Source organism: Streptomyces alkaliterrae (assembly GCF_007097205.2).
Classification (GTDB): Bacteria; Actinomycetota; Actinomycetes; order Streptomycetales; family Streptomycetaceae; genus Streptomyces; species Streptomyces alkaliterrae.
Window position 1 is genome coordinate 23,317 of the sequence record NZ_VJYK02000005.1, and the last position, 16,062, is coordinate 39,378.

Consider the following 16,062-nt stretch of genomic DNA (forward strand, 5'->3'; position numbering starts at 1 on the left):
CGGCCGTTTCCGGCCAACCGGCGCCGCGGCGGGCGGCCGACGGCGCACGACCGACGCGGCCCGGGTCGCGCCGCGGTCGCCCGACAGGTCCGGGGCCCGGTACCTGGTGGCACCGGGCCCCGGGCCGGCGCTCAGGCCCGGCGGAGCCAGAACGTGAGGCCGAGCTGCTCGTCCTCGAATGCCTGGCCGAACGACTCGTCCGGTTCGCCCTCCGTGAGTCGGGTGGCCAGCACCTCGTTTGCGATCAGCGAGGCGTGCTCGGTCATCGCCGCCGCGATCTCACCGTCCGAACCGGCACGCCAGCGCAGCTCGATCCGGTCGGCGACGTCCAGACCGGAGTTCTTCCGGGCCTCCTGGATCAGCCTGATCGCGTCCCGCGCCAGACCGGCCCGCCGCAGCTCCGGAGTGATCTCCAGGTCCAGCGCCACGGTGGCGCCGGTGTCCGAGGCGACCGACCAACCCTCGCGCGGGGTCTCGGTGATGATGACCTCCTCCGGCGAGAGCGCGATCGTCTCGCCTTCCACCTCCACCGTGGCGGTGCCGGCGCGCAGCGCCGTGGACAGCGCCGCCGCGTCCGCCTCGGCGATCGCCCGGGCCACCGGCTGGGTGCCCTTGCCGAACCGCCGGCCGAGCGCCCGGAAGTTCGCCTTGGCGGTGGTGTCCACCAGCGAACCGCCCACCTCGGACAGCGAGGCGAGCCGGCTGACGTTCAGCTCCTCGGCGATCTGCGCCCGCAGGTCGTCGTCGAGCAGTTCGAAGCCCTGCGCGGCGACCAGCGCCCGGGACAGCGGCTGGCGGGTCTTGACGCCGGACTCCGCGCGCGTCGCACGGCCCAGCTCGACCAGCCGCCGGACGAGCAGCATGTCGGCCGACAGCTGCGGGTCCACCGCCGAGAGGTCGGCCGTCGGCCAGCCGGCCAGGTGCACGGACTCCGGGCTGCCCGGCGTCACCGGGACGACGAGGTCCTGCCAGACCCGCTCGCTGATGAACGGCACCAGCGGCGCCATCAGCCGCGTCACGGTCTCCAGCACGTCGTGCAGGGTGCGCAGCGCCGCCGGGTCGCCCTGCCAGAAGCGGCGACGGGAGCGGCGCACGTACCAGTTGGACAGGTCGTCCACGAAGGTGGACAGCAGCTTGCCGGCGCGCTGGGTGTCGTAGGACTCCATCGCCCGGGTGACCTGGTCCACCAGCGCGTGCAGCTCGCTCAGCAGCCAGCGGTCCAGCAGCGGCCGGTCGCCGACGACCGGGTCGCCCTCGCCCGGCGCCCACTCGGACGTGCGCGCGTACAGCGCCTGGAAGGCGACGGTGTTCCAGTAGGTCAGCAGCGTCTTGCGGACGACCTCCTGGATCGTGCCGTGGCCGACCCGCCGCGCCGCCCACGGCGAGCCGCCGGCCGCCATGAACCAGCGGACCGCGTCGGCGCCGTGCCGCTCCATGAGCGGGATCGGCTGCAGGATGTTGCCCAGGTGCTTGGACATCTTGCGGCCGTCCTCGGCCAGGATGTGGCCGAGGCAGACGACGTTCTCGTACGACGACCGGTCGAACACCAGGGTGCCCACGGCCATCAGCGTGTAGAACCAGCCGCGGGTCTGGTCGATCGCCTCGGAGATGAACTGCGCCGGGTAGCGCTGCTCGAACAGCTCCTTGTTGCGGTACGGGTAGCCCCACTGCGCGAACGGCATCGAGCCGGAGTCGTACCAGGCGTCGATCACCTCGGGCACCCGCTCGGCCGTCAGCGAGCAGCCCTCGGCGGTGCAGGGGAAGGTGACCTCGTCGATGTACGGCCGGTGCGGGTCGAGGCCGCTCTGGTCGCGGCCGGTCAGCTCGGAGAGCTGCGCGAGCGAGCCGACGCAGGTCAGGTGGTCCTCGCCGCAGCGCCAGATCGGCAGCGGCGTGCCCCAGTAGCGGTTGCGGGACAGCGCCCAGTCGATGTTGTTGCTCAGCCAGTCGCCGAAGCGGCCGTACTTGACCGACTCGGGGAACCAGTTGGTGCGCTCGTTCTCCCGCAGCAGCGCGTCCTTGACCTGGGTGGTGCGGATGTACCAGGACGGCTGCGCGTAGTAGAGCAGCGCGGTGTGGCAGCGCCAGCAGTGCGGGTAGCTGTGCTCGTAGGCCAGGTGCCGGAAGAGCAGCCCGCGGGCCTCCAGGTCGGCGACCAGCGCCTCGTCGGCCTTCTTGAAGAACTGGCCGCCCACCAGCGCCAGCTCGGGCTCGAACGTGCCGTCGGGCCGGACCGGGTTGACGACCGGCAGGCCGTAGGAGCGGCAGACCCTGAGGTCGTCCTCACCGAAGGCCGGGGCCTGGTGGACCAGGCCCGTACCGTCCTCGGTGGTCACGTACTCGGCGTTGACCACGAAGTGCGCGCCCTCGACCGCCACCAGCTCGAACGGCCGCTGGTAGCTCCAGCGCTCCATCTCGGCACCGGTGAACCGCTCGCCGGTGGCCTCCCAGCCCTCGCCCAGCGCCTTGGCCAGCAGCGGCTCGGCCACCACCAGCTTCTGGCTGCCGTCCGTCGCGACGACGTAGCTCACCTCGGGGTGGGCGGCGACGGCCGTGTTGGAGACCAGCGTCCACGGCGTGGTCGTCCACACCAGCAGCGCGGCCTCGCCGGCCAGCGGCCCGGAGGTCAGCGGGAAGCGCACGTAAACCGAGGGGTCGATGACCGTCTCGTAGCCCTGTGCCAGCTCGTGGTCGGACAGCCCGGTGCCGCAGCGCGGGCACCAGGGGGCGACCCGGTGGTCCTGCACGAGCAGGCCCTTGTCGAAGATCTGCTGGAGCGACCACCAGACCGACTCGATGTACTGCGGGTCCATCGTCCGGTAGGCGTCGTCGAGGTCGACCCAGTAGCCCATCCGCTCGGTGAGCTCGGCGAACGCGTCGGTGTGCCGGGTGACGGACTCGCGGCACTTGTCGTTGAACTCGGCGATGCCGAAGGCCTCGATGTCCTTCTTGCCGTTGAAGCCCAGTTCCTTCTCGACGGCCAGCTCCACCGGCAGGCCGTGGCAGTCCCAGCCGGCCTTGCGGGCCACGTGGTAGCCCTGCATGGTGCGGAAGCGGGGGAAGACGTCCTTGAAGACCCGCGCCTCGATGTGGTGCGCGCCGGGCATGCCGTTGGCGGTCGGCGGGCCCTCGTAGAACACCCACTCCGGGCGTCCCTCGGACTGCTCCAGTGAGCGGTTGAAGATCTTCTGTTCCCGCCAGAAGTCCAGCACGGCGTGCTCTAGCTCTGGCAGATCGACCTGCGCGGGCACCTGGCGGTACAGCGGAGTCGGACTCATCTGACGTTCCTCCGGCGGACATGACCACTTCCGTCAGAGGGACGAGATCCGCCGAACGGCGGTGCTCCCGCGGTACCACCCTCCTTGGCGGCGGGACGCCTCCCACCGCCCTCTCATTGAGGACAGCGTGCCGGTTCTACTCGCCCACGCGCGGGGCGGGAGCTTTCTTCCGGCGGCTCCGGGGTGATCTTCACGTCCGCGCCGGCCCCGGGCTCACACCGTCCCCGGTTCGCTGCTGGCCGCGTTCGGACGCTACTCGTCCCCTTCATCGCCTTTCGCTGTCGCCCAGTGTAAGGGCCCTCACGGCCCGCCGCCGAACGGTTTCCCTCCGGCGGGACAGGGCACAACGCCCTCGCGAGCTTTCGAGCCGGCCGAGGACAGAAGCCGATCTGTCCGGCGTGCCCCATTGCCGCACGGTTCTGGTGGATTTATCGTTCCGGCACGATTCGCGAGCAAGATCACAATATGTGAAGGGATCGCGGCCATGGTTGCGAGCAGGTCCGCCGAGGGGAATCCGGCGCCCGACGAAGAGCCGGACCAGCCCGCCGCCGGGGCGGCGAAGAAGGCCACGGAGAGGACGGCCGCCAGGAAGGCGACGGCGAAGAAGGCGGCGAAGGCGACCCCGAAGAAGGCGACCCCCGGGAAGACGGCGGCGAAGAAGACGGCGGCGAAGAAGACGGCGGCCAAGAAGACGGCAGCGAAGAAGACCACCGCCAGGAAGACGGCGGCGAAGACGGCCGCTGGGAAGACGGCCGCCGAGAAGACAGCGGCGAAGAAGACCACCGCGAAGAAGACCACCGCGAAGAAGACGGCCGCGAGGGCCGAGGAGCAGACGGGAGCCGAGCAGGTGGCTGCGAAGAAGAGCACGACCGACCAGACGTCCGCGGTGCCGCCGGCGCGCAGCGCGACGGCGGTCGCGCCGGGCGAGCTGGCGGTGCGCAGCGGCGAGGAGCCGTGGACCGACCAGGAGGTCGCCGACGCCAGGACGGAGCTCGAGGAGGAGGCCGGCCGCCGGCGCAGCGAGATCGCCGCCCTTGAGGAGGCGCTCAGCGGGCTGATGCGGGACTCCGGCGACGGAGCCGGCGACGACCAGGCCGACACCGGAAGCAAGAACATCACCAGGGAGCACGAGCTGGCGCTGGCCGGCAACGCCCGGGAGATCCTGTACCAGACCGAGCGGGCGCTGGAGAGGCTGGAGGCCGGCACCTACGGGCTCTGCGAGAGCTGCGGCAACCCGATCGGCAAGGCCCGGATGCAGGCGTTCCCCAGGGCGACGCTGTGCGTGGACTGCAAGCAGAAGCAGGAACGCCGCTGATCGCCGCGCCCCTGGCGTGTCGTACGCTCGTCCCGTGACATCAGAGGCGGAGCAGGCCATCGACGAAGTCCCGGACAGGACGCCCAAGGACGGCGCCGACGACAGCGCCGAGGAGGCGGGCGGCGGCACCGCCCGCGGGCCGCGCCGGATCGCCATACTGCTGGGCGTGGCGGCGCTGGCCTACGCGCTGGACCTCGTCACCAAGCTGATCGTGGTGGCGAAGCTGGAGCACGAGCCGGCGATCGAGGTGATCGGCACGCTCCTGCGCTTCCACGCCGTGCGCAACCCGGGCGCGGCGTTCGGCATGGGCGAGGCGCTGACGATCGTGTTCACCGCGATCGCCGCGATTGTCATCGTGGTGATCCTGCGCATCGCCCGGAAGCTGTACAGCAGGCCGTGGGCGATCGCGCTCGGTCTGCTGCTCGGCGGCGCGCTGGGCAACCTCACCGACCGGATCTTCCGCTCCCCGGGCGTGTTCCGGGGCGAGGTCGTGGACTTCATCGCCCCGGCGCACTTCGCGGTGTTCAATCTCGCGGACTCCGCCATCGTCTGCGGCGGCATCCTGATCGTGATCCTCTCCTTCCGGGGCCTGGACCCGGACGGCACCGTGCACGGCAAGTGACAGCCCGCCGCCGTCCGAGGGGCGGCGGCGGTCCGGCATACTCGAGCAGGTGAGTATCCCCGCGCCTGCGTCGCCCCCCGAAGTGAGAACACTGCCCGTACCCGACGGCCTGGAGGGCGAGCGCGTCGACGCCGCCCTGGCCCGGATGTTCGGGTTCTCCCGCACGAAGGCCGCCGAACTGGCCGCGGAGGGCAAGGTCCGACTGGACGGAGCCGAGGCGGGGAAGTCCGACCGGGTGTCCGCCGGGGCCTGGATCGAGGTCGAGATGCCGGGCGCGCCGGTGCCGGTCAGCATCGTCGCCGAGCCCGTCGAGGGCATGGAGATCGTCCACGACGACGACGACATCGTGGTCATCTCCAAGCCCGTCGGGGTTGCCGCCCATCCCAGCCCGGGCTGGACGGGCACCACCGTGATCGGCGGTCTCGCCGCCGCCGGCTACACCATCACCACCTCCGGCGCCGCCGAGCGTCAGGGCATCGTGCACCGACTGGACGTCGGCACCTCGGGCCTGATGGTCGTCGCCAAGTCCGAGCGCGCCTACAGCAGGCTCAAGCAGCAGTTCCGCGAACGCACCGTCGACAAGCGCTACCACGCGCTGGTCCAGGGGCACCCCGACCCGATGAGCGGCACCATCGACGCCCCCATCGGCCGCCACCCCAACCACGACTACAAGTGGGCGGTCACCGCGCACGGCAAGCCCTCGGTGACGCACTACGACCTGATCGAGGCGTTCCGCGCGGCCAGCCTGCTCGACATCAAGCTGGAGACCGGCCGCACCCACCAGATCCGGGTGCACATGTCCGCCCACCGCCACCCCTGCGTCGGCGACACCACCTACGGCGCCGACCCCACGCTCGCCAAGCGGCTGCGGCTCACCCGCCAGTGGCTGCACGCCGTGCGGCTGGGCTTCGAGCACCCGGCGGACGGCGAGTGGGTGGAGTTCGAGAGCACCTACCCGGACGACCTCCAGCACGCGCTGGACACGGTCCGCGCCGACAGCCACTGAGCACGACCAGCCACTGAGCACGACCGGCCGCCGAGCACGACGCCGGCCCCGCCGCCGAGGCGGGGCCGGCGTCGTCCTGCCGGGGTGGCGTCGTCAGATCCGCTTCTCCTCCGGCGACGCGTCCTCCCGGGCCACCCGGACCCTCGGCAGGGCGTGCGGGTGCTTCTCCTGGAGCCAGGTCACCAGCGCCTCCCGCACCTGGCAGCGCAGCGCCCAGATGTCGTCGGCGGTGCGGGCCGTCATCGACGCCCGGACCTCGATCGTGGAGGGCGTGGAGTCGGTGACGACCAGACCCCAGTTCCGCCCGTCCCAGTGGTCGCTGGCCCGGATGACCTCCTCGGTCCTGGCGCGCAGCTCGGCGATCGGCGTGGTGTGGTCGAGGTGGAGGAAGACCGTGCCGGTCATCTGCGGACCGCCGCGCGACCAGTTCTCGAACGGCTTGCTGGTGAAGTACGACACCGGCATGGTGATGCGCCGCTCGTCCCAGGTGAGCACCACGAGGTAGGAGACGGTGATCTCGTCGACCGTGCCCCACTCACCGTCCACCACGACGACGTCCCCGATGCGGACCATGTCGCCGAAGGCGATCGACAGCCCGGCGAAGAGGTTGCCGAGCGTGGACTGGGCGGCGATACCGGCCACGATGCCCAGCACACCGGCCGAGGCGAGCATCGAGGTGCCGACCGTCTTCATCGCGTCGAACTGCAGCATCATCGCCGCCGCCGCGACCACCGTGACGACGGCCGTCGCCAGCCGCTGGATGAGCGTCAGCTGGGTCCGCACCCGCCGTATCCGGGCGGGGTCCTGCGCGACCCCGGAGTACCGGACGGTGACGGTCTCCACGACCGCGGCGAGCACCCGCAGCGCCAGCCACGCGGAAGCGGCGATCAGGATCAGCGAAAGCCAGAGCCGGACGACCTCCTGATGCTCCTTCACCAGCTTGGTGCTCTCGAAGAACCCACGCACCAGCGCGACGAAGAGCAGCGCCTGGAGCGGCACGCGCACCCGGCGCAGCAGCCCCCACATCGGGGTCTCCGGATGTCTGGCGTTCACCCGCACCAGCACCAGGTCGACGGCCCAGGCGATGAGCCAGGAGAGGACAAGCGCGCCGCCGAACACCAGCGTCGGCCGCAGCACGTATTCCATCTGATCGAACTCCTCACTGGGAAACCGGCACCAGAGACCGTACCTGGCAGGATGGGGGTGAACGCGCCGTGAGCCGGCCGATCGCCCAAGCTGTGAAGGAAGTGACACCGTGGCCGACGTCGTACTGTTCCATTCCGCCTACGGCCTGCGGCCGGCCGTGCTGGAGGCCGCCGAACGGCTGCGGGCGGCCGGGCACGACGTGCTGACCCCGGACCTCTACGACGGGCGGACCACCGAGACCGTCGAGGACGGGCTCGCCGTCAAGGAGGAGATCGGGCGCGACGAACTCCTCAAGCGGGCGGTAACCGCCACCGCCTCCCGGTCCCGACAGGGCCTGGTCTACGCCGGGTTCTCCCTCGGCGGCTCCATCGCGCAGAACCTCGCGCTGGCCGACGAGCACGCGCGGGGACTGCTCCTGCTGCACGGCACCTCGGACATCCACGAGGCGGCCTCGGTGGACGAGCTCCCCGTGCAGCTGCACGTCGCCGACCCCGACCCGTTCGAGCCGCACGACTGGCTGAACGCCTGGTACCTGCGGATGCGCCGGGCCGGCGCCGAGGTCGAGGTCCACCGCTACGCGGGGGCCGGCCACCTCTACACGGACAGCTCGCTGCCGGACTGGGACGCCCAGGCCGCCGAGGCCACCTGGCGCACCGCCGAGGCGTTCCTGGCCGAACTGGACTGAGGCCTCCTCGCGGGGCCCCGGGCGGCCCCTGCCGCCGAAGCGGGCTCAGGGGCGGGTGCAGCGTCCGGAGCCGCCGCCCTGCGGATGGCAGACCAGCTCCTTGTCGGCCGCGCGGTCGCTCAGGTAGCGCCCCACGCACTCGTTGGCGGTGGTGCGGCCCCGGTCGGCGCACCACCGGACCGCCGCCCGGCCGTCCGCGAACGGACCCGGGGCGTAGAACACCCAGTAGCCCGGGTTCAGCGACGCGTAGTCGTCGCTGCGCAGCATCCGCGCCTCCGGCACGGACGCCCGCACCGCCGCCAGCCGGCGGTCCCGGGCGGCCGCGCCCGTCGACACCGGCTCGGAGAAGAGCTGCGCGATCCAGCCGGGGCCCGGCCCGCCGGGCGAGTCGCCGCCGGGATCGTCCGTCCGCGACGGCGGGTCCTCCGTCTGGTTGCCGTCGCCCTTGTCGCCCGGGCGGTCGTCGTGGGTGCCGGTCTCCTCGCCGGGGGTGCCCCCACCGGTGGGGTCCGGGCCGTCGCCGTCGTCCGGCGTGGGATCGCCGGTGGGCGACTCCTGGTCGGTGGGCGAGCGGTCGGGCGTCGGGGAGACGGAACCGCCCTGGTTCTTCGTGTCGCCACGGGCGAGCAGCACACCGGCCCCCACCCCGCCGGCGAGCGCCAGTACGCCGACGACCACGGCGGCGACCACCGCCGCCCGGCCGCGCCGCCTTGTCGGCGCCACGGCGGTCTGCGTCGGCGCGTCGCCCGCCGGGCCCGGCCTCGGCGCGGCCAACTCGGTGGGGGAGTGGGCGACCGCCGCCGCGTGCGGGGAGTGCGGGGGCGGCGGCGGGAGCGGTGGCGCGCCGCCCGGCAGTGGCCGTCCCTCGACGACGGCGGCCAGCATGCCGTCCAGCGCCGCCGCGTCCGGCCGGGCGTCCGGATCGCGCACCAGCAGCGCGTCGAGCACCGGCTTCAGCGGCCCCGAACGGGTCGGCGGGGGCACCGGCTCGTCCAGCACGGCGGCCAGCGTGGCCAGCGAGGTGCCCCGGCGCAGCGGGCTGTGCCCCTCGACGGCGACGTAGAGCGTCATGCCCAGCGACCACAGGTCGGCGGGCGGGCCGTCGGCAACGCCCCTGATCCGCTCGGGCGCGATGTACTCGGGCGAGCCGACCAGCTCGCCGGTGGCGGTGAGCGACGTCGAGCCCTGGTGCGCGGCGATGCCGAAGTCCGTCAGCACCGCCGAACCGTCCGTCCGCAGCAGCACGTTGGCCGGTTTGACGTCCCGGTGGTGGATACCGACCGCGTGCGCGGCGCGCAGCGCGGCCAGCACCTCACGGCCGATCCGCGCGGCCTCCGTCGGCGGCAGCGGGCCCCGGGCCAGCCGGTCCTGCAGGTTCTCGCCCCGGACCAGTTCCATCACCAGCCACGGATGCGGCCCGGCGTCCACGACATGATGGATCGTCACCACGCCGGGATGGTCGATCCGGGCGAGCGCCCGTGCCTCCCGCAGCACCCGCTCGCGCAGCCGACGGGACTCGGCCGAGTCCTCGGGCGTCATCGCCGGATCCGGGGGTCGCACCTCCTTGAGCGCGACGTCCCGCCTCAGCATCATGTCGTGGGCCCGCCACACGGTGCCCATTCCGCCGCTGCCCAGACGCTCGACGAGTTCGAAGCGTCCGTCGATCCGTTCTCCCGCACTACCCCCGGCCATGGCCCCACAGCCTAAGGGGTTCCGCGCCGCAGCCCGTACCACCGGGTGCTCCCGCCCAGGGCCTGTCCGGCGCCCGGCTTGCCGAAGTGCGGCGCGGGAGGTGAGGATTCCGGCGATGAGTCCGATACCGCCGACACCGCCCGCTGACCAGGGGTCCGTCCCCGTACCTCCCGGCTCCCGTCCGTCCGCCGGGCACCGGGGGGCGCTGGCACGGGTGGTCGTGGCGGCGGTGCTGCTGCTCGCCGGGCTCGCGGTACCGCTGCTCGGACCGGAACTGGCGCTGGACGGCACCGGGGAGGGAACCGGGCCCGGCGCCGGACCGGTGACCTGGCTGCGCACCCTGCTCTTCCTCGCACTCGCCGTCCACGTCGGCGAACTGTTCGCCCGCGCCCTCACCCACCGCCTACCGGCAGGCGCGGACGTGCCCGAGCCGCCCGAGCCGAGCAGCTGGTCGCCCGCGGCGGCAACCGTCGGCTTCCTCTCCGCGTTCGGCCTCGCGCTGATCGTCTCGACCGGCAACATGCTGCCCTCGCGCCTCGCGGACATGGACCTCGGCGGGCTGTACGGCAGCCGTGACGGCACCCTCGCGCTCGTCGAGGTCAACGCCTTCCTGCTGGCCGGTCTCCTCGCGCTCACCCGGCACCGGGCGCTCGCCGCACTGCCGCTCGGCGCGGTGATCGTCGCGGAGGCGCTGCGGGCCCACCCGGAGGTGCACAGCCCGCTCTTCGGCAGTGCGCTGACGCTGGTGCACCTGACCTGCGCCGCGCTGTGGACCGGCGGGCTGCTGCACGTGCTGCGCACGGCGCGCCGCTGGCACGACCGGCCGACGGCCGCCGCCGCGCTGCTCGGCCGGTACTCGCGCCTCGCCCTGCTGCTGTTCGTGCTGATCACCGCGACCGGCCTGGTGAGCACGGCACGACGGCTGCCGCCGGAGAACGTCCTGGGCACCGCGTACGGGCGGGTGCTGGTCGCCAAACTGCTGCTGGTGGCCGCGGCCGTGGCCCTGGCCTTCACCGCCCGACGGCGGCTGCGGCTCAGCCCGCACACCCCTGCCGTCCTCGCGCCGGCCCGCGCCGAACTGCTGGTCCTCGTCCTGGCCGTCGCGCTCTCCGCGCTGCTGACCGCCGTGCCGATCCCGGTCTTCTACCAACCGGCCTTCTGGTGGGACTGGTTCTGAACGCGGCGCCGTCCCGGCCGTGCCGCGGGGGCGGCGCGGCCGGGACGGCCACGGTGGTCAGCGCTGCGGTTCGCTCACCCGCTCCAGCCGGTTGCTGCCGCTGGCCGTGCGGTAGGACCGCAGATGACGGGAGGAGGCGGCGGCGTCCGTCTTGTCGGAGACCGCGAAGAAGTCCATCTGCGCCTTGCCCCGGTCCAGGTGCAGCACGCCGTAGCCGTGCCGGTCGACGTCGACCCACTTGGCGTGCCGGTTCGCGGCCCGCAGCGCCGGCGACACCACAGGCGTGATGGTGCCCTCCCTGACCCTCAGGTAGTCGTCGAGGTTGTCCGAGGTCACCGAGGTCACGACAAACTCGGTGGCGACGCTCTTGGAGAGCGGGTAGGTGGCCGCGTTGCTCGGCACCTCGTTCGCCCAGTTCATGTGCAGGTCGCCGGCGAGGAAGACGGTGTTGGAGACCCCGTTGCGGCGCAGGTGCTCCAGCAACTCGGCGCGGTCGTGGGCGTAGCCGTCCCACTGGTCGGTGTTGACGGCGAGCCCGCCGGCCGGCACGCCGAGCAGCTTGGCCAGCGGCCGCAGCAGATAGGCGGGGAGCGAGCCGAACGCCATGGGCGAGATCATCACCGAGGTGCCGACGAGCCGCCAGTGCGCGCCGGGCGCGGCCAGACCCGACTTGAGCCAGTCGAGCTGCGCGCGGCCGGTCATCGTCCGGTTCGGGGAGTCGACCTCGCCGCTGCCGGGCTTGGCCTGCTGGTCGCGGAACGAACGCAGGTCGAGCAGGTGCAGATCGGCCAGCGAACCGAACCGCAGACCTCGGTAGGTGGTGCCGGCGAGCGAGGTGCGGACCGGCATCCACTCGAAGTACGCCTGCTTCGCGGCCGCGACCCGGTCCGCCCAGCGGCCCTCGGTGTCCGGCTGGTGGTTCTCCGCGCCGCCCGACCAGGCGTCGTTGGCCAGCTCGTGGTCGTCCCAGACGGCGATGACCGGATGCGCGGCGTGCATCGCCTTGAGATGCGGGTCGGTCTTGTACTGGCCGTGCCGGGTGCGGTAGTCGGCGAGGGTGACCATCTCGTGCGCCGGCTCGTGCGGGCGCACGCTCCGACCCCGGGTGCCGTACTCGCCGGTGCCGTACTCGTAGAGGTAGTCGCCGAGGTGCAGTACGGCGTCCAGGTCGGTGCGGTCGGCCAGATGGCGGTAGGCGGCGAAGTGGCCGGCCTCCCAGTTGGAGCAGGAGACGACGCCCAGTCGCAGCCGGTCGGGGCTGGTGGTGTCGGCGGGAGTGGTGCGGGTGCGGCCGACCGGTGAGGTCACGCCGTCGACGGTGAAGCGGTAGTAGTACTCGGTCGCGGGCGCCAGGCCGCGCACGTCCGCCTTGACGGTGTGGTCGCTCGCGGCGTCCGTGGTGACCTGGCCGCGGGCGGCCGGCGTCCCGAAGTCCCGGTGCCGGGAGACCTCCCAGCCGACCTCGACGCGGCCGCCGCGTCCCGAGCCGGGCGTCGCGCCCGGCTCGGGGGTGATCCGGGTCCACAGCAGCACGCCGTCCGGCAGCGGATCGCCGGAGGCGACGCCGTGCAGGAACGCGGGCGCCGAGGTGGTGGTCGTACCGGCGGCGCGGCTCGCGACGGCGGAGGAGGCGACCAGCGGGACCAGCGCGGCACCGCCGGCGGCGGCTATCACCGCCCGCCGGCGCGGAGTGGGTCTGAGGGGTGGGGTGGCGTCGACCTGATGCGTGGGAGGTGGCGTCATGCGCGCCAGCATAAAGACGGTCCTGACGCCCGGGAACTCATCCCGATGCGTGCTTCCCCACACTTCATCCCCGGGCCGATGCGCGTTCGTGAGCACTCTCCGCCCCGTCAACCCCTGGGTCTCATCAAGTCGTCGAGCATCAAACCGCTGGTGGCCGCACCGCCGCTCGGCGGCGCGGCCACCAGTCGTTCCTTCCCGGCTACGACACGGCCCGTACGCCCTGCCAGCCGGAGGTCTCCACCTCCACGGGGGTGCCCGCCGCCGAGGCGGTGCCGGGCACGTGCAGCAGACGCCCGCCACCGTCGGTCGCCCACAGATCGGTGATCCCGTCACCCGTCCCGTCACCGGGCGCGGTGATCAGCGGCCGGGCCGCCGGGGTCCAACCGGTCGCGTACCGCACGCGGTTGGCCGGATCGGCCAGCGACGCGGGCAGGGTGGCGCCGGCGTTCTCCGGGTCGGCCTGCCCCCGGTACAGCCACAGGTCGCCGCCCGGTTCGCGCACCAGCAGATCGGTGGCGCCGTCACCGTCGAGGTCGCCGGGGGAGACCAGCGTGCGGTCGCGCCAACCGCCGTCCCCGATCAGCACCGGTTCGTCGACGTAGCCGTCGGTGTAGCCGGGCAGGAACCACAACTGGTCGCCGATCACCGCGAGCAGGTCCACGACCGCGCTCTCGGTCCGCGCGCTCAGGTCACCGACGGCGACCAGGTCCCGGATGGACGCGGGGTCGAAATAGGCGTCGCCGTCCTCGTCGACGAACTGCGACACCTCACGCCGGGTGGCCTCCTTGACCATGCCGAGGCCGTCGTTGGGATAGAGCCACAGCTTGCCGTCCGGGCGCCGCGCGACAAGGTCGGAGTAGCCGCTGCCGGTCCAGTCGCCGCGCTGGGTGATCAGCGCACCCGACCAGCCGGGCCCGACGTTCACCGGCGGTGCCATGCGGCCCGCCGACTCCCCCCGGTGCAGGCGCAGTTCGCCGCCCGGGTCGACGGAGTAGAAATCGGGTGTGCCGTCGCCGTTGAGGTCACCGGGCTTGTCCCGGATACCGATCGACTCGGCCAGGAACGTGTACCGCTGGGTGTCGGAAACGTTGCCCGCCCGGTCCACCGACTGCACGTACAGGGTGTGCGGGCCGGCGCTGGCGGGTGTCAGCGACACCTGCACCGAGCCGCCCGGGCTGCCCGGCACCGCCTTGCGGGTCGGCGGGTAGCGGTCGAGTTCGTAGCGGTACTCGACGACGTCCGAGATGCCGCCGCTGCCGATCGTGAACGTGCCGGGGGTGCGGGCGGGGGCGCCCATCGTGCCGTCCGACCCGTCCGGGTACTGGACCGAGGTCACCGTCGGGGGCTTGCTGGGCCGGTTCGGGTCGAAGCCGAACTGGCAGCCGGGCGCGCCAAGCGTGGGTGTCCAGTCGGAGGACGAGTGGGCGTCGTGCGCCCGGGCCTTCCAGGAGTACCTGCCTCCCGAGGCGGCCAGATGCTGCTGGAGGAGCGTCTTGGGCACCGTGATCTGCGCGTAGGTGCCGGTCGACTTGGAGGAGACCGTCACGGACTTGTCGAACAGCAGGCCCGGCGGGTCGTAGCGCTTGCCGGTGGCCCACAGGTGGAACTGCACGCGGACGTTGCCACCGTCCGGGTCGGAGACGTACGCGCTCAGCTTCACGTCCGTGTTGCCCACCCAGACCTGGGAGCTGTAGCCGCAGTCTGTCCCGTTGTGGGTGCTGGGCACGGTGTCCAGGTTCCACGGGTCCTTGGGCGTCCGGTTGTACTCCACGATGAGCGTGGGGTTGGGCGCGAAGCGCTTCCAGCCGAAGGTGTCGCTCTCGTTGCTCGCCCGCAGACCGAACGTGACGTTGCTCCACTTGTTCGCGGCGGCGCGCCTGGCGGCCTCGGTGGCCTTGAAGTCCACGCCCCGGTCGGCGCAGCCGACGGACTCGTTCCCGCCCGCCACGTTGAGGGTGTCCAGCTTGGTGGACCAGGAGGGCTGCTTGTTCCACGTGGTGGCGGAGCTGATGGCGCCGGTCAGCCACAACTCGACCGGCCGCGCACTGCACGACCAGGAGTGGGTGAGCTTGATGTTGAACTGCGCGTCCAACACCTGCACTCCGGCCAGCCCCTTGGCGTTCATCCGGAAGAACGAGCGGGCGGTGCCGCGAGTGGCGGACTCGTAGCCGACCCGGGCGTCCTTGGCGCTGCTGCCCCAACCCGTGCCGTTCCAGTACGAGTTGTTCGGGTACGGCTTGTAGGCGGTGGTCCAGGCCTCGCGGGAGCCGCTGAACCGGGGGTCGATGAAGACCGGGAAGGTCGTCCGCCTGTCGCCGAGCAGCGCGCGGTCCGGGCTGAGGGCCAGGGAGTCCCGCGACACCTCCACCTTCACCGGGGCGCCGCGCGAACCGGCCTCGAGGTCGCCCGGAGTGGCCTCCGGGCGACCGGCGGCGGCCGGAGAGCCCGTGAGGGCCGGACTGGTACGCGCCGCCGGGCTCTTCGGCGTGGTGTCGGTGGGACGGGAGCTGTCCCACATCCGGGCGGTCGAGGTGGTGAACAGGGCCTTGCCGGAGGGGTCCTTCGCGCTGAGCGCGCCGGAGTCCGGGTCGGCCGACAGGGACAGGCCCTTGGTGCGCAGCCCGAAGTCGATCTTGGCCAGCTGCGGGTGGCGCGCCGCCTCCGCGGTCTTGACGACCAGTACCTGGGAGAAGCCGTCCACGTCCGCGGCGACCGCCAGATCGACGTCCGGCAGCACCTCGGGGTAGCGCGCCACATTGCCCTCGAGCACCGGGCGGGGTAGTGGTTTCGGCCAACTGAGCGAAAGTTCTCGGCCGTTCTCCTTGAACGTGACCAGCGGGCCCGTGCCGCCGGGCGAGAAGGTCACGTCGCCGGCCGCCGCCCTGGCCGCCACACGGCCGTCGACCTGCGCGAGCGTGGTGTCCACCGGCGCCCAGCGGCCGTTCTTGCGGACCCGGACCGGCTGGGCGTGCTGGGTGAGCCGGAAGGTGCCGTCCGGCGTCGCGTGCACCTCCGACGTCTCGCTGCGCAACTCGCGCACCTCGACGGCCTTGCCGCTCTCGGCTGCGGCTTCCAGGGCGCGTTCCTCGGCGGTCGGTGCGCTGTCACTGGCTGCGCCGACCTGGGCTTTCGCCTGGGCCGCGGTCGGGGCTATCGCGCTCACGGTGGCGAGGGCGAGCACGGCGGCCAGTGCTCTGCCACCCGGTGAGCGTCCTCTGGTGAGCTGCCTGAATCGTGTGTCGGACATGTCTGTTGTTCCCCTGGTCCCTTCATATGTCCAATAGTCGGCGCGAACAGTACAGGTTTCGCGAAGAGGTGATCTTTACTCAGCTTTGCTCGATCATCGACTGATCGATGCGGTTGCTTTACCGATCATCATCTCTTAGTGTGCGGTCGGT

At 72.3% G+C, this 16,062-nt stretch carries 10 protein-coding genes; 5 read left to right on the forward strand and 5 right to left on the reverse strand.

Translation table 11 applies throughout. The features are described from left to right. Positions 1-131: 131 nt before the first annotated feature. Positions 132-3,278 carry an isoleucine--tRNA ligase gene (gene ileS, locus FNX44_RS01170; protein WP_143645997.1) on the reverse strand — a complete coding sequence of 1,049 codons (3,147 nt, stop codon included), beginning with the start codon at positions 3,276-3,278 and terminating at the stop codon, positions 132-134. Positions 3,279-3,762: 484 nt separating this feature from the next. Between ileS and FNX44_RS01175 the strand changes: the two genes are divergently transcribed. The 3 genes from FNX44_RS01175 to FNX44_RS01185 are packed head-to-tail and all read left to right on the forward strand — an operon-like array spanning position 3,763 to position 6,221. Continuing rightward, on the forward strand, positions 3,763-4,593 hold the full coding sequence (locus tag FNX44_RS01175) for a TraR/DksA family transcriptional regulator (RefSeq protein ID WP_143645998.1): 831 nt from the start codon (positions 3,763-3,765) through the stop codon (positions 4,591-4,593). 34 nt (positions 4,594-4,627) lie between these two features. Beyond that, positions 4,628-5,215, forward strand: a complete 588-nt coding sequence (lspA, locus tag FNX44_RS01180; protein WP_323368996.1) for a signal peptidase II — start codon at positions 4,628-4,630, stop codon at positions 5,213-5,215. Positions 5,216-5,270: 55 nt separating this feature from the next. Continuing rightward, a complete protein-coding gene (locus FNX44_RS01185; RefSeq protein WP_143646013.1) occupies positions 5,271-6,221 on the forward strand; it encodes an RluA family pseudouridine synthase in 951 nt (316 codons plus the stop codon). A 93-nt stretch (positions 6,222-6,314) separates the two neighbouring features. Here the strand turns inward: FNX44_RS01185 and FNX44_RS01190 are convergent, their stop codons facing one another. Continuing rightward, complete coding sequence (locus tag FNX44_RS01190) at positions 6,315-7,367, reverse strand: mechanosensitive ion channel family protein (RefSeq protein ID WP_143645999.1); 1,053 nt, start codon at positions 7,365-7,367, stop codon at positions 6,315-6,317. A gap of 109 nt (positions 7,368-7,476) precedes the next feature. Here FNX44_RS01190 and FNX44_RS01195 point away from each other — a divergent pair, with 109 nt between their 5' ends. Beyond that, a complete protein-coding gene (locus FNX44_RS01195) occupies positions 7,477-8,052 on the forward strand; it encodes a dienelactone hydrolase family protein (protein WP_143646000.1) in 576 nt (191 codons plus the stop codon). A gap of 45 nt (positions 8,053-8,097) precedes the next feature. Here FNX44_RS01195 and FNX44_RS01200 read toward each other — a convergent pair whose 3' ends face one another. Next, positions 8,098-9,744 (reverse strand): serine/threonine-protein kinase, encoded by a 1,647-nt coding sequence (locus tag FNX44_RS01200; protein ID WP_143646001.1) that lies wholly within the window; start codon positions 9,742-9,744, stop codon positions 8,098-8,100. A 115-nt stretch (positions 9,745-9,859) separates the two neighbouring features. Here FNX44_RS01200 and FNX44_RS01205 point away from each other — a divergent pair, with 115 nt between their 5' ends. Next, positions 9,860-10,921: a CopD family protein gene (locus FNX44_RS01205; RefSeq protein WP_143646002.1), complete on the forward strand. Its 1,062-nt coding sequence runs from the start codon at positions 9,860-9,862 to the stop codon at positions 10,919-10,921. A gap of 57 nt (positions 10,922-10,978) precedes the next feature. Here the strand turns inward: FNX44_RS01205 and FNX44_RS01210 are convergent, their stop codons facing one another. Then, a complete protein-coding gene (locus FNX44_RS01210) occupies positions 10,979-12,664 on the reverse strand; it encodes an alkaline phosphatase D family protein (RefSeq protein ID WP_143646003.1) in 1,686 nt (561 codons plus the stop codon). Between the two features lie 199 nt (positions 12,665-12,863). Continuing rightward, the gene (locus FNX44_RS01215; protein WP_143646004.1) at positions 12,864-15,911 is read right to left on the reverse strand and encodes a DNRLRE domain-containing protein; all 3,048 of its coding nucleotides are present in this window, start codon (positions 15,909-15,911) and stop codon (positions 12,864-12,866) included. Between the last annotated feature and the right edge of the window lie 151 nt (positions 15,912-16,062).